Here is a 13,597-nt window from a genome sequence, read left to right on the forward strand (position 1 = left end):
GGAGTCCTTTTGCCGGAGTCAAACCTGACTTCTCCCGGAGTCCTATTGTCGGAGTCTTTTGCCGGAGTCCTCATCAGCCCCCCTTACCCTGGTTCTGGAAGTCTGCACCTTTCATATAAACGCTTTCAAAGATTCATAATAAGCGTACCCTTTACCGAAACCGGTTGCAATTATACAAATCAACGATTTTATGCAGAAAGTAAAGATTAAGTAAATTATGCAGCAGCTCATAGTGTTCGGTTACTATGTACATTCGGCCCGCACATCACCACCTGGCGCAATGTAGCCGGTTTTTCAATTACATTTGCTCCACGCACCCAGGCCATGCCCAATGTGTTCGGTTTTTCGATTACATTTGATCCACGCGCCCACGTAACTCTAATTGTGTTCGGTTTTTCGCATACATTTGGCCCGCGCGCCCCCAACTCCAATTGTGTTCGGTTTTTCGCATACATTTGGCCCGCGCGCCCCCGCAACTCCAATTGTGTTCGGTTTTTCGCATACATTTGGCCCGCGCGCCCACGCCATGCCCAATGTGTTCGATTTTTCGATTACATTTGATCCACGCACCCACGCCATGCCCAATGTGTTCGGTTTTTCGATTACATTTGCTCCGCGCACCCACGCAACTCCCAATGTATTCGGTTTTTCGATTACATTTCGCCGTCCGTTAGCCTGCCTTCCAGAGGACTAGCGGGATTGCTGACGATGCCATCCTTTTCTAAGCAAACCCCAAAAAACCGGCCCACACATAGGGCCGGCTTCTGTTCCGTTACCGTTCAAGCCTATTTATAATGACGGCTCCTCGTCCTTGAGCGCCTCCAGAATCTGCCCGGCCAGCTTCTCGCCGATGGACAGCACCTTGAAATCCTCAATGGACGCTTCCTTGATCTTCTTCAGCGAACCAAAATGCTTCAGCAGCAACTTCCGGCGCTTGTCTCCGATGCCGGGAATCGAGTCCAGCTTCGAGGTGACCATCGACTTGCCGCGCTGCTCCCGGTGGAAGGTGATCGCGAAGCGGTGCACCTCGTCCTGAATCCGCTGCAGGAGGTAGAACTCCTGGCTGTCGCGGGCGAGCGGTACCGGCTCGGCCGAGTCACCCACCAGCAGGTGGGCCGTTCTGTGTTTGTCATCCTTCACCAGACCGCAGACGGGGATGTACAGCCCAAGCTCATTCTGCAAAATATCAATGGCGGAAGAGATCTGCCCCTTCCCTCCGTCCACGACGATCAGATCCGGCTGCGGCAGATTCTCCTTCAGCACCCGTTCATACCGCCTACGGATGACCTCACGCATCGTCTCATAATCATCCGGGCCCTGCACGGTACGGACCTTGTATTTGCGGTACTCCTTGCGGGCTGGCTTACCGTCGATGAAAACAACCATCGCTGAGACCGGATTGGCCCCTTGGATGTTCGAGTTATCGAACGCCTCAATCCGGTGAAGCGACTCCAGACCCAGGCTCTGCCCCAGGCTGCTGGCCGCCCCGGAGGTGCGCTCCTCATCCCGCTCGATCAGGCGGAACTTCTCATCCAGCGCCACCCGGCTGTTCTGGCAGGCCATGCCGACCATCTGCTTCTTCAGCCCGCGCTGCGGCACATGGACCTTGATGCCCAGCCATTCCTGCAGGGCTGCCGCCCCTCCGGCCGCATCCACGGTTCCCTCTGCGGCCGCCTCCTGCTCCTGCGGAGCCTCAACTGCTCCGCCCTCCGGCTCAGCCGCCTCAGACTCATCCTCGGCGCCCAAGGCGGCCATCAGCGCCTGGCCGCTCGGCATGACGCCGGCCGCCGGCCCGCTGCTTCCCTCACCGGACACACTCCCGGCTTCCGGCGGAAGCGTCCCGGCCGTTGCCATATCCGGCAGCAGGATCTCCTGCGGCAGGGCAGGGTTGTCGCTGTAATACTGCGTGACATAAGACATGAAGTCACTGTAGGCTTCCCCATAGAACGGAAACGCCGAGGAGTGGCGCTGGATCATTTTCCCCTGCCGCATGTACAGGATCTGCACACACATCCAGCCCTTGTCCACCGCATAGCCAAAAACGTCGCGGTCCTTGGTATCGGCCGTATTGATCTTCTGCTTCTCCATCACGGCATCGATATGCTGAATCTGATCACGCAGCTCCTTGGCCCGCTCAAAATACAGCTCCTCTGCCGCCTCCTGCATCTTCTTCTGCAAATCCTTCTTCACCGCATCATGTCCCCCGCCGAGGAACGATGAGATGTTCTGGATAATCTCTTCGTAAGCGGACTTCGGCACTTCCTTCTCACACGGCGCGAGGCACTGGCCCATATGATAGTACAGGCAGACCTCCTTCGGCATCACCCCGCATTTGCGCAGCGGATACATCCGGTCCAGCAGCTTCTTAGTCTGTTGGGCAGCATAACTGTTCGGGTACGGGCCGAAGTATTTCGCTTTATCCTTCAGCACCCTGCGGGTGACCTCCAGGCGCGGATGGGCTTCGTTGGTAATTTTGAGATACGGGAAGGTCTTGTCATCCTTCAGCAGGACGTTGTAGCGCGGCATATGCTTCTTGATCAGGTTGCACTCCAGAATGAGCGCCTCCATGTTGCTCGATGTTACGATATATTCGAAATCCGCAATGTTGGCGACGAGCCGCTGCGTCTTCCCGTTATGGCTGCCGGTAAAATAAGAGCGGACACGGTTCTTCAGCACCTTAGCCTTGCCGACATAGATGATCGTCCCCTCCTGATTCTTCATCAGATAGCAGCCGGGCAGATCGGGCAGCAGCGCAAGCTTATTGCGGATATTATCCATGTAATCCATAAGTTCTCCCCCACCTGTTACTACACTTTTATAAGGTAAGTTTAGAATAGAATGCAGTGCGGATTCAAGCTTTAATATAGAACATCCGTTTCTATTGGACACACAAAGCGCCTCCGGACATCCGAAGGCGCTTTGTGTGAGGGGGCCGCAAGGCCCCGGCTACAGCAGTTATAATTAATTATTGATGCTTCGCAACGATATTCTTAAGGGAATCCTTCGAGTTCAGCCCTACAACCTTATCTACCGGCTGGCCGTCCTTGAAGAAGATCAATGTAGGAATACTCATCACGCCGAAACGGGAAGCCGTCTCAGGGTTCTCATCAACATTCAGTTTCGCAATCTTCACATCGTCACCCAGCTCGGTGGACAGCTCCTCCAGAATAGGGGCGAGCATTTTGCAAGGGCCGCACCAAGGTGCCCAGAAATCTACAACAACAGTACCTTGACCTTCCACTTCATTCACGAAGGATTGGTCTGACACATTCACGATAGCCATGATATTGTTCCTCCTTAAAAGTTATGAGCATCCGCTTAAGTTGTACGAAATCACTTCTGCTCCTATAGCCTGAGCCAAGCCTGCAGAAATTACTCCGAGAAATATAGCAGGGTAAAATGCTTCATGTAATATGATAACCAGTTACAGGAACAGTATAACACAATTACTATACATTTGTAATGTGTTTCGAGAAATTATATTGCATAAAATTAATTTGTAATATCCAGCTTCATTGTCCAGGAGGTTCCAGCAATCCCGTAAAACTGAAACCCAAGCTTCCCGTATAACCGGACAGCCGCCTGATTCTCCGGATCTACGCTTAACGACACGGCTGAATAACCATCCGACCTCGCCTGGTTAATAATCTCCTCCATCAGCCTGACGCCTACGCCCTGGTGCCTGAAGTCTGGACGGATCGCGATCCCTAGTTCGGGGGTCTGCGCATTCACGTATCCGTAGCCCTGGTTCGTCTCATTAAATAACCTGTACCAGGCCGCACCTGCGGGGATATTGCCGATGAGAGCGATTAGCGCCCGGTCGCCGGGCCGTCCCCAATTCTCGTTATACTTCCGGATCGCGGGGGAATTCAGCAGTTCATCTCTTGGCGGCTTCCCCTGTTCCATATGAATCGACTCATAATGCATATCCAGCAAAAAATCATAATCCTGCGGTTCCACGGGTCTTATATGTATCATAGAATCACCCTTTTGGTTAGCTGACATGCGGTTAAACGCCGAACTTATCTTTACATCTTCCCGCCATCTTCGTATACTTGAGGAAAGCGCATTAATTGTCAATGACTTCTCTCACATGTATAACTGTAACTCACATTATGCAGTCGTGCAACAGCAAGGAGGAAGAAGCGATGGATGTCAACGCGCAGGTCCGTGACCCGCGGGAGCATGTCAATGAGGAGCCCCGCAACGATCTTGGTGATCTGATGGCCGGATTCTTCGGAATGGCGGGATTTATGACCGTGGTTTTTTTCGGTATGGTGATCATCAAGTTTTTGTCCGAATAGCCGGACAGAGCATCCGTCAACGCCGCCTCTGGGCGGGTTGGCGGTTTTTCGTGTGCAAGCGGGAACTCTTAGTTTCAGACACTAACACTGGAGAAACGCATTTATGAGTTAGAACGGCAACTCCAGCAGCAACCTCCAGCCATTGACGGGCATACCGGAACCGTAATCCATGATTGGATAAAAGGATATTTTAATGACAAGTATGGGTATTCCAATGTCTTGTGTGTAGCCCATTTGCTCCGAGAGTGTATGGGGCCGGACATGACGAACATGACTGGGTGAAGCAGATGAAAGATCTTCTCACGAGGGGATGGACCCCCTGTATTTAGGTGTCTAAGTAGTAACAATATTTCCCACTAATCTTTAATGTGCCATCCTAGTTCGAGATAGTTCATGCCTTTCAAGTAATTTTCAAGGGCATGCTGAACAAGTGGCATGGTGTTTTCTGGTAAACTGCATACAGGGAACCAGGCATATTGAAGGTGTTTATCGGGTTCATTATTCTTTAGCTCTCCTCGCCAGGTATTTGAGGTGAAAAATAAATCAATATATTCACAGTAGTCAAGCTTTCGATGAACAGTTACTACTAACTTTAAATCCTGAGGCTGCACCTGTATATTGATCTCCTCATGTACCTCCCGAATCAATCCAGAGATTGCAGATTCTTCTCCATCCAGATGACCGCCTACTACCCCAAACATTCCGTCTGCAAATCCCGTATTTTTGCGTAAGAGCATTAAAATATTTTGTTTTTGGAATAATAATAAATTCACTGCACAGTGAAGTGAAAAACGCTCCATTGAGTCATGTTCACATCCTTATAGTATAGTCATTGATTCTTTTATTTTTAATTTTTGACCGCACAATTACCTGAATAAACATGGCAATGATGACCAGAATAATATTGTAATAGAACGGAGCGGTAATATTGATTTTTTCAATTAGTATACCAGCGATAAGTGGCGAGATAATGGCTCCCAATTCTGATAAAGAAGCCAAATTTCCCATAAAAACGCTTCGTTGTTTTTCTGGAATAACATCTCCAATATGCGAAAAAAATGAATCGAGATAACACGCTCCACCGACTCCACCAATTAGCATTCCTAAATAAACAACCCATTTTTCTTTGAAAAATAAAAAGAAGATAATTTCTACCACAATTAAAAATAGCCCTATAATACATAGAAGTAATCTGTCTTTAAGAATGTCGGATATCTTCCCGATGAAGGGAGCGGACAAAAACGTAGCTATTCCTACGATGGCAAAGGCAAGACTAATGTCAAAGGTATCCCAATTCAACTTATACTTTGCGTATACAGAAAAATAGGTTAAGAAAATTGCATATGCACTTATCTCAATGAAATGGACACTCGAATATATAAAAAGCTGCCCAGTTAATTTTCGAACTGGTTCTTCTTCTGCACTTCTACTTTGTACGTAATTCGAGTCTTTTTGGAAAATCATTTTAGATACGGCGATCAGAGAAATAAAAGCGAAGAATGCCACAACATAGAATGGAACAGAGAGTGAAAAATATAAAACAATGATACCACTCATAACTGGTCCAAGGATCATTCCTGCCCCTTCACTACTACTCATGTAGCCGTTCAAGATTCCACGGTTTTCATTAGTACTTAAATTATTAATGGTAATTCTCACAAATACACTTAGCCCAATTGCTACCAAACCTTGGATAAGTCGCAGAACGGCAAGAACCCAAAAACTAGTGGCTAATGGGAAAGTAACCATGCATAAAAATTCTGCGCAGAGTAATCCTATCCCGATACGCTTAGCTCCAATTTTATTATAGAGCTTTCCCGTAATGCCTCCACCAAGAAATCTTCCTACATAAAAAAGCGAAAATAACACACTCAAATTAAAAGCCGTAATTCCATATTGCTCTACATAAATTGCAAAGAGCGGAAGTATCATACTTCCGCTCATGTTAGCAATTAGACTTATAACAATCATACAAAGGATATTATGGCTCAAATGGTGTTTCATTTTCATTTAGAAAACACTCTCCCACAAAAATATATCGAGCATCGGTTCACCTTTCATAAATGCTCCGACCCATAAAGGAATGAAAGATTCCAAATCACCCTCCTTTTGAAGATAAGGCTTTAAATCCACCCGAAGATCATTACGCAACAGGCATGGCTGAGCGTATCCTTCAGGATCAACTCGTATAGACCAGAATCCTTCTACGCAAGCCGTTCGTAATGAGCATGTTTGACAAGTTCCTACATACGAGCTTCCTAATGAATTATCCATGAGTCTAACCGAACTATTTTCAAAATCAACAACCTTTAGATTAACTCCAATTCCTGGAGAACTTAACTGTTCAGTGCCGCCTTGGCGTACAAGCTCAGAAGCTAAATCATTTGTACTCAGCCTTTTATCCGTATAACAGGGTCTGTTGTAATCAGTCCATACTAATTCTAAAATTTCTATATCTATTTTAAGATCACGGGCAAACTGAATTATATCCAATATTTCGTGCTGATTTTCTGGCATGAGTAGAGTGTTTATTTCGACCTCTGGGAAAATACCACTAGCTTTTCTAATGCTTTCTTTCACTTCATCAATGCAGGATAACCTTTCGATACGCCACATGCTTTCATCACTAAATGCATGTAAAGAAATCTTAACCTTATCTATTTGCTTGTCTTTCAATTCATGTATTTTCTTGTTCAGTAGCACGCCATTCGTAGCTAATATAACCTTGAATTTCTGAGGATCATGGGGAGGGATTGTTGCCAGAATGGGGTTCAATTTCTGAGAAATGAGTGGCTCTCCACCAGTAAAATATAGTCTGCTAATTCCAAGATTTATAAGTCCCTTCACAAGCATAATATATTCATCTGCCGAGCAAATATGCTTCTTGTGTTGAAGTTCTTTGTTATGTTCCACTTCAATTGGAGGTGCAGAGCCTTCATTATGACAGAACCAGCAACGTGCATTACAGGTACTTGTTAGTGAAATTCTAAATCGTCCATCACGCTCTTTAAAAAAATCAAATTCCTCCAGTAATCCCCTATCATTCATCAGTCATCGCACTCCAATCTCAAATTTAGGATAGGAATTCATCAAGTAAGTTCTAGATGTGCGAAAAAAATGAATATTTTGTATTATTTAAAATTATATACCATCAATCACATATACACAAACTTTCTTACATAATGGTTTAAAAAGAAATCGGTTTCCAGGTCAACGGACCCAATGTATGCATGTGATGTCTGATGTAACGTATACCTTACTCTTCCTACACGTTAGGTGTAGCGCTCCCGCGATGGAGGAAATCGAAGTGCATCTAAATAGCCGAGCATTACGGACATGAGTAGGCAAAGCAGATGATTGATTTGCTCAATGGAGGGATGGGCCATTAAAAGCAGAGCCGGCAACCAAGGAGAACGCTTCTTGGATTACAAAGAGGTGGTCCTCAAGTTTCTTTGGTATCCTGACATACCGTTTGATAACAACCAAGCCGAACCACCTATGTTAAACAACAACTCCTGTCCTTTCCTCGCTATCTCAAGCCTTTTCCAGTAACCCTGCTTTGAGGTGACCTAAGAGGTGATCTAAGTAGAACGATTTTTCGCATACATTCCGCCCGCGTCCGGTGAAATCAGCTGCTACACAAAATATCATACTTTTATAATAAAATATCCCATTTTTGTCCATCTGCATCCATGATACCCTTAATTTGAAACCGTTATCATCCAATCATGAAGGAGGCAAAAATGATGAAAAAGCTTCTAGGCATCGCCCTGGCAGGCTTATTAGCATCGGCGCTCTATTCGCCCGTATCGTTCGCCGATAACCCGGTGGTCCAGACCATCTATACGGCGGACCCTGCTCCGCTGGTGTACAATGACACGGTCTACCTGTATACCGGACATGACGAGGACAACTCCACCTACTACACGATGAATGAATGGAGGGTCTACTCCTCCAAGGACATGGTGAACTGGACGGATCACGGGTCGCCGCTGTCCTACAAGGCCTTCAGCTGGTCGAGCGGAGAGGCCTGGGCCAGCCAGGTGATCGAGCGCAACGGCAAATTCTACTTCTATGTGACCGCCAAAAGCACCTCGCTTGGCCGGCCCGCCATTGGCGTCGCCGTCTCCAACAGCCCGACGGGACCATTCGTTGACGCCATCGGCAAACCGCTGGTCTCCAGCAGCTGGGGCGACATTGACCCGACAGTCTATATAGACAGTGACGGCCAGGCTTATCTCTATTGGGGCAATCCCACACTGAAATATGTGAAGCTCAACCCCGATATGATCTCCTACAACCAGAGCACCGGGATTGTCCAGGTGCCGATGACCACGGAGAGCTTCGGCGTACGTAACGGCAACGCTGACCGGCCAACCCTCTACGAGGAAGGCCCATGGTTCTATAAGCGCGGCAGCTTATACTACATGATCTATGCGGCAAGCGGCATTCCCGAGAATATCGCTTACTCTACCAGTTCATCGCCCACCGGACCGTGGAAGTACCGGGGAATCATTATGCCCACGCAAGGCGGCAGCTTCACGAATCATCCCGGCATTATTGATTTCAAGGGACGCTCTTATTTCTTTTATCACAATGGCGCACTGCCGGGAGGCGGGGGCTTCACCCGGTCGGTCGCCGTCGAACAATTCACCTACAACGCGGACGGCAGCTTCCCGGTCATCAATATGACCACCGCCGGTCCGCAAGCAATCACGACCCTCAATCCCTATGTCAGAACACAGGCCGAGACGAGCGCTTGGGCAGCAGGGGTCGAGACCGAGACCACCACAGACACAGATGGTGGATTAAATGTAGGCTATATCGAGAACGGCGATTATCTTAAAATCAAAAACGTGAACTTCGGGGCTGGAGCGGCAGCCTTCGAGGCACGGGTAGCATCGGCAGGTAGCGGCGGAAATATTGAACTGCGGCTGGACAGCCCCACCGGAACCTTGATCGGTACCTGTGCGGTCCAGAATACCGGCGGCTGGCAGACCTGGGCGACCAAGACCTGCACGGTCAGCGGAGCAAGCGGCACGCACGACCTCTACCTGAAATTCACGGGCGGCAGCGGATATCTGTTCAATGTCAACTGGTGGAAATTCAGCGCCAGCTAAGGGCTAGCTCTAGTTAACTCTCCCCATAGCAGCACAAAGGGGCCCCAGCCATTCACATGACCGGGACCCCTTATTTATATTCATTACCCTCTGGCCTTCCCGCGCTGGTTCTCCCCATGCAGAGGAATAACCTCCACGAACGGGGCAATCCGGTCCATCAGCCGCTGGCCCTTGTAGACCTCTTCGCCGTCCTTGCTGGTGATGCTGAGATGCTTCTCCAGCCCGTCCAGCGGATAATTCGAGGTGTAGAAGGTCGGCTTGCGGTTCATCCGGTAGTTCAGAATCGCTCCCAGCACATGGTCACGGGCCCAGGGATTCAGGTTCTCCGCACCAATGTCGTCAAAGATCAGCAAATCGCAGTTCTTCAGCGTATCGACCATCTCTTTGAGCTTTTGGTTATCCATCATGATCAGCTTCAATTCCTCGATGAAGTCCGGCATATACACAATCACACCGCTGTATCCCGAGATCGCCAGCTCATGGAGCAGGTAGCACATCAGGAAGGTTTTGCCTGTCCCGAAGCTGCCCTGCAGATAGATCCCCTGCGAAGTAAGCCCTTCTGCCCGTACTGCCGCAATATAGTCAAAAATCTTATTCACGGCCGAGGCCCGCCGGGGGTCCTTGCCCATAATATCCATCTCATCATACCCGCCGTTCAGCACCCGCTCATCCACATAGAAGCTGCGAATCCGTTTGCGGATATTGTCCTGGGTATCCTGGGCAATCTTCAGCTCGCATGGCGTCTTGCGCTCATACAGATCCGGCACACCGTTCACCGTCTCCACCGTAAGCTTGCTGTAATGCCCCTGGAAGTCATTCGGGCAATTCGCCAGGCCGGGACAGCTCCTGCAATGCTTGTCCTCCTCGACATACTGGTACAGGCGGCTTAAATGCAGCCGCAGCCGGGACTCATCCAGCTCGGGATGCTCCGCCTGAAGCTGCTTGACCAGCGGATCGTTCAGCAGCTTCTGCTCCAGATCGCGGGAACGCTGGCGCAGAGCGGGATTATTCATGGAACGCAGCACATCGCCCGTTGACTCCATCACTGCACCTCACTTTCTTCAGGGCGTCCGCAGAGCACCCTTCTTCTTACTGGCCTTAATCTCGGCCGCTTTCTTCATCATCGCCGCGAACTCCTCCTCCGATACCGTTCCGGCGCTGCCGTCATCGAGAACAATCGGGATCTCCGGCTTGCCGGAGCGCCCGCCGTTCTTGCTATACGAACGCTGGCGGTTCCCTGCTGATCCTGTACCGGAGGATGCCGGAGCCGCTCCCTTGCCCTTCACCTTGGACTGGTCACGGATGTAACGCACAGCCTTCTCGTAAGTGTTCACCTGCTTGACCAGCATATTGGAGGCGATCGCCTCCACGAAGTTGCGGTTCATCCGCTGCTCGCCGCCGGAAGCCACCATCGTCATCAGATAATGGATCAGCACATTGATCACTTCACCGTTCAGCTTGTAATTCAAATCGATCTTCTCGAAGATATCCATCAGCTGGCCCGGAACCGCCCCGGGGAAGAACGTCTGCAGCAGCCGGGTATAAGGCTCATTGCGCAGCATCATATTATATTGGTGAATGTCGCATTTGGACAGGAATTGCGGCGGCACCTCGACATAATATTCCATTTCGACCGCCTGCTCCACCGGTGCGGCAGAGAGATCATTGCCTTCAGCGGCAGCGCGCAGCGAGACCACCTTGGCCGCGGCGATCTCCCGCTTCTCCTGGCGCTTCAGATCCTGGCGGTAATGCTGGCTCGCCTTATACTGGAGCGTATCCAGAATAACCTCCCCGTCCGCGGTGAAGACATCGTCCTCATCCAGCAGGCGGCAGACATCCTGGGGCCCCAGCTCGTACTTGCGGGCCACATAATTGATGACGCCCATCTGGTTATGGTCATAACGCAGCTTCTCCACATGGGCCCGGTTCACCGATTCACGCGGGAAGCGCAGAATAATATCGCTGTAATCGATCCCCGGCTCAGCGGCCGGAACTATGCCCGGCTGGCGCACCGAGGCCACCTCGGCCAGCGCCTGCTCCAGCTCATAGTCGATCACATGGGTATTGAGCTCAAAAATATCATAAAAGGGCAATGAGATATTCTCTTTGCCGACGGAACGGCTGCTCCATTCCTCCGGTTCCCGGCTCCAGAACTGCTCGCGCAGCGACAATACGGCGAACTTGCCGATCTTATCGCGGAGCAGCAGGGTCAAATGCTGGGTGGCAAAAAAATCAGCCGGCGACAGCGGCGGCATCAGCTCATACTCATACATATAATCATCGTTCTCCGGGGCATAGATCCGGCTGGTCTGGAGCAGACCGACCGCTTCCAGCCTGGAGGCCTGGTCAACTAAATATTTGCGCCCCTTCTCGTTAGGCTCCACGCCCAGGGTCATGAAGAGCCGGCGCTGCTGCTCCACACCGGAGTAACCGATGGATTCCGCCGGGATATGCCCGGACAGCAGCCGGTACAGACTGATGGCGAACGCGCCCACCATCGGCTGATAGACCGAGCTTAGCATACGTTCATCCACATGGCTTAGACCGAATTCGCGGGATACGCAGTACCGATGATGTTCAGTGAAATGATGCAGGTTGCTCATACGCATCTGCGGATACCTCCCCCTTTGCTATACGATATACGAATTCATATAGATTTCTATTCTATCACAAAACACCCGGCCGGAAATGTAAAAAAAAGTCCAAAAATGAAGAAAAACGGCCCCGCCCCAAATGCTGCAGGCCGTCAGCCGTTTCTTGCCCTGCTGTCCGCAGGACTCTCAGAACATCTTATATCCGCCAAGCCGCAGCTTCTGAATGGTCCAGCCGCTCAGCACCGCTCCGGCCAGACCTGCCACGCCGGTCAGATAATCAACGATGTGGAAGGTCGAGAGATGCTCCCACAGGGACATTGCGCTGCGGTCCCAGATGGAGTAGACCACTACGGGCAGAATGACAAGCACGAACAGGTAGGCGGGAAACCAGGTAGTCTTCATTAGCATATTCAGGATGAAGCCAATGCCGAACATCATGACAAAGAATAATACGGCCAGCACAAATACCGGAATGAATCCCATCGTACCGTTATCCCCTCTCTCTATAAAGAACCGCACACCAAGCCTTATTTAATAGTAAGTTTACTAGAAAAAATGTAGCGAAGCAATGAACATTATCGTGCAGCAGGCGGGAAATAGCGTGATCAGCAGCATCTGCGTTTGCTCTCTGCCGCCCGCTGCGCTACAATGCAAATAGCACCCGACCTATGTTGATACATATTTAAGGTATGCGGACAGATAAGATTTTACGCGAAGGTATACCACCTATAATCTATAAGGAGTGAACAACTTGAACGAAGCCGCTTTGACCCTGGAGGGCTGGTACGCCCTGCATGACTTCCGCTCGCTGGACTGGACAGCCTGGACCGAGGCCGATGACGAGGAACGCGCCGTTGCCCTGGAAGAGCTTCATGCGTTCATGCAGGAGTGGGGACCTGTGGAGGAAGCGAAGGAAGGCAGCACGGCTGTCTATTCCATCGTCGGCCAGAAGGCTGATTTCGTAATGATGTTTCTGCGGGAGAGCCTGGAGGCGCTGAATGCGCTGGAGACTGCTTTTAATAAGATTGCCTTTGCCCAATATACCAAGAAAGCCTATTCCTATGTCAGTATTGTGGAGCTCAGCAACTATGCTGCCGGAGGCAGCGGCGGAGACGGCAGCGATCCGATGCTGAACCCGCATGTGGCTGCCCGGCTGAAGCCCGTGCTGCCGCAGTCGAAGCACATCTGCTTCTACCCGATGAACAAGAAGCGCGAGCTTGCCGACAACTGGTACATGCTCGACATGGAGAAGCGCCGCGAGCTGATGTACTCCCATGGCCTGATCGGCCGCAGCTACACCGGCAAGGTGAAGCAGATCATCACCGGCTCCGTCGGCTTCGATGACTGGGAATGGGGCGTGACCCTGTTCGCCGAGGATGCGCTGCAGTTCAAGAAGCTCGTCTATGAGATGCGCTTCGATGAAGTCAGCGCCCGCTACGGCGAGTTCGGCCCCTTCTACGTCGGCAACCTGCTGACCGAGGAATCGTTCGAGGAGATGCTGAAGCTGTAACAGCTTGCTTGTACCGGCGGGAAAAGTTCTTCCCGTAATCAAAGAGACCGCAGCATCAGCGCTGCAGTC

At 50.3% G+C, this 13,597-nt stretch carries 12 protein-coding genes; 3 read left to right on the plus strand and 9 right to left on the minus strand.

The window, feature by feature from the left end; translation table 11 throughout:
- Window positions 1-789 precede the first annotated feature (789 nt).
- The 3 genes from uvrC to MHI24_RS10485 all read right to left on the minus strand — a co-directional run bounded on the left by uvrC (window position 790) and on the right by MHI24_RS10485 (window position 3,978).
- Window positions 790-2,787, minus strand: a complete 1,998-nt coding sequence (uvrC, locus tag MHI24_RS10475) for an excinuclease ABC subunit UvrC (RefSeq protein WP_340025573.1) — start codon at window positions 2,785-2,787, stop codon at window positions 790-792.
- Between the two features lie 178 nt (window positions 2,788-2,965).
- The gene (gene trxA / locus MHI24_RS10480; protein WP_036701616.1) at window positions 2,966-3,283 is read right to left on the minus strand and encodes a thioredoxin; all 318 of its coding nucleotides are present in this window, start codon (window positions 3,281-3,283) and stop codon (window positions 2,966-2,968) included.
- A 209-nt stretch (window positions 3,284-3,492) separates the two neighbouring features.
- Window positions 3,493-3,978 carry a GNAT family N-acetyltransferase gene (locus MHI24_RS10485; RefSeq protein WP_340025574.1) on the minus strand — a complete coding sequence of 162 codons (486 nt, stop codon included), beginning with the start codon at window positions 3,976-3,978 and terminating at the stop codon, window positions 3,493-3,495.
- 170 nt (window positions 3,979-4,148) lie between these two features.
- Between MHI24_RS10485 and MHI24_RS10490 the strand changes: the two genes are divergently transcribed.
- Window positions 4,149-4,304 carry a YqzM family protein gene (locus MHI24_RS10490; RefSeq protein WP_238653520.1) on the plus strand — a complete coding sequence of 52 codons (156 nt, stop codon included), beginning with the start codon at window positions 4,149-4,151 and terminating at the stop codon, window positions 4,302-4,304.
- A gap of 356 nt (window positions 4,305-4,660) precedes the next feature.
- Here the strand turns inward: MHI24_RS10490 and MHI24_RS10495 are convergent, their stop codons facing one another.
- Genes MHI24_RS10495 through MHI24_RS10505 form a run of 3 tightly spaced genes read right to left on the minus strand, consistent with a single transcriptional unit; the run spans window position 4,661 to window position 7,352 of the window.
- Window positions 4,661-5,104 (minus strand): NUDIX domain-containing protein, encoded by a 444-nt coding sequence (locus MHI24_RS10495; protein WP_340025575.1) that lies wholly within the window; start codon window positions 5,102-5,104, stop codon window positions 4,661-4,663.
- Between the two features lie 10 nt (window positions 5,105-5,114).
- Window positions 5,115-6,314, minus strand: a complete 1,200-nt coding sequence (locus tag MHI24_RS10500; RefSeq protein WP_340025576.1) for an MFS transporter — start codon at window positions 6,312-6,314, stop codon at window positions 5,115-5,117.
- A complete protein-coding gene (locus tag MHI24_RS10505) occupies window positions 6,315-7,352 on the minus strand; it encodes a radical SAM protein (RefSeq protein ID WP_340025577.1) in 1,038 nt (345 codons plus the stop codon).
- A gap of 695 nt (window positions 7,353-8,047) precedes the next feature.
- Between MHI24_RS10505 and MHI24_RS10510 the strand changes: the two genes are divergently transcribed.
- Complete coding sequence (locus MHI24_RS10510; protein WP_340025578.1) at window positions 8,048-9,424, plus strand: glycoside hydrolase family 43 protein; 1,377 nt, start codon at window positions 8,048-8,050, stop codon at window positions 9,422-9,424.
- Between the two features lie 83 nt (window positions 9,425-9,507).
- Here MHI24_RS10510 and dnaI read toward each other — a convergent pair whose 3' ends face one another.
- From dnaI to MHI24_RS10525, 3 genes are all read right to left on the minus strand, one after another.
- On the minus strand, window positions 9,508-10,467 hold the full coding sequence (gene dnaI / locus MHI24_RS10515; protein ID WP_340025579.1) for a primosomal protein DnaI: 960 nt from the start codon (window positions 10,465-10,467) through the stop codon (window positions 9,508-9,510).
- Between the two features lie 18 nt (window positions 10,468-10,485).
- Window positions 10,486-12,033, minus strand: a complete 1,548-nt coding sequence (locus MHI24_RS10520; protein WP_340025580.1) for a helicase DnaB — start codon at window positions 12,031-12,033, stop codon at window positions 10,486-10,488.
- Between the two features lie 171 nt (window positions 12,034-12,204).
- The gene (locus MHI24_RS10525; RefSeq protein ID WP_238653525.1) at window positions 12,205-12,501 is read right to left on the minus strand and encodes a YuiB family protein; all 297 of its coding nucleotides are present in this window, start codon (window positions 12,499-12,501) and stop codon (window positions 12,205-12,207) included.
- Window positions 12,502-12,769: 268 nt separating this feature from the next.
- Between MHI24_RS10525 and hemQ the strand changes: the two genes are divergently transcribed.
- Window positions 12,770-13,528 (plus strand): hydrogen peroxide-dependent heme synthase, encoded by a 759-nt coding sequence (gene hemQ, locus MHI24_RS10530; RefSeq protein ID WP_340025581.1) that lies wholly within the window; start codon window positions 12,770-12,772, stop codon window positions 13,526-13,528.
- Window positions 13,529-13,597: the final 69 nt, after the last annotated feature.

Origin of the sequence: Paenibacillus sp. FSL K6-1096 (genome assembly GCF_037977055.1) — a bacterium.
Taxonomy (GTDB): domain Bacteria; phylum Bacillota; class Bacilli; order Paenibacillales; family Paenibacillaceae; genus Paenibacillus_AQ.

Coding starts and splice junctions, on each gene's coding strand:
- dnaI (WP_340025579.1), bottom strand. CDS start 10,467: ATGGAGTCAACGGGCGATGTGCTGCGTTCCATGAATAATCCCGCTCTG.
- MHI24_RS10490 (WP_238653520.1), top strand. CDS start 4,149: ATGGATGTCAACGCGCAGGTCCGTGACCCGCGGGAGCATGTCAATGAG.
- MHI24_RS10500 (WP_340025576.1), bottom strand. CDS start 6,314: ATGAAAATGAAACACCATTTGAGCCATAATATCCTTTGTATGATTGTT.
- MHI24_RS10520 (WP_340025580.1), bottom strand. CDS start 12,033: ATGCGTATGAGCAACCTGCATCATTTCACTGAACATCATCGGTACTGC.
- MHI24_RS10495 (WP_340025575.1), bottom strand. CDS start 5,104: ATGGAGCGTTTTTCACTTCACTGTGCAGTGAATTTATTATTATTCCAA.
- MHI24_RS10525 (WP_238653525.1), bottom strand. CDS start 12,501: ATGGGATTCATTCCGGTATTTGTGCTGGCCGTATTATTCTTTGTCATG.
- uvrC (WP_340025573.1), bottom strand. CDS start 2,787: ATGGATTACATGGATAATATCCGCAATAAGCTTGCGCTGCTGCCCGAT.
- MHI24_RS10505 (WP_340025577.1), bottom strand. CDS start 7,352: ATGAATGATAGGGGATTACTGGAGGAATTTGATTTTTTTAAAGAGCGT.
- trxA (WP_036701616.1), bottom strand. CDS start 3,283: ATGGCTATCGTGAATGTGTCAGACCAATCCTTCGTGAATGAAGTGGAA.
- MHI24_RS10510 (WP_340025578.1), top strand. CDS start 8,048: ATGATGAAAAAGCTTCTAGGCATCGCCCTGGCAGGCTTATTAGCATCG.
- MHI24_RS10485 (WP_340025574.1), bottom strand. CDS start 3,978: ATGATACATATAAGACCCGTGGAACCGCAGGATTATGATTTTTTGCTG.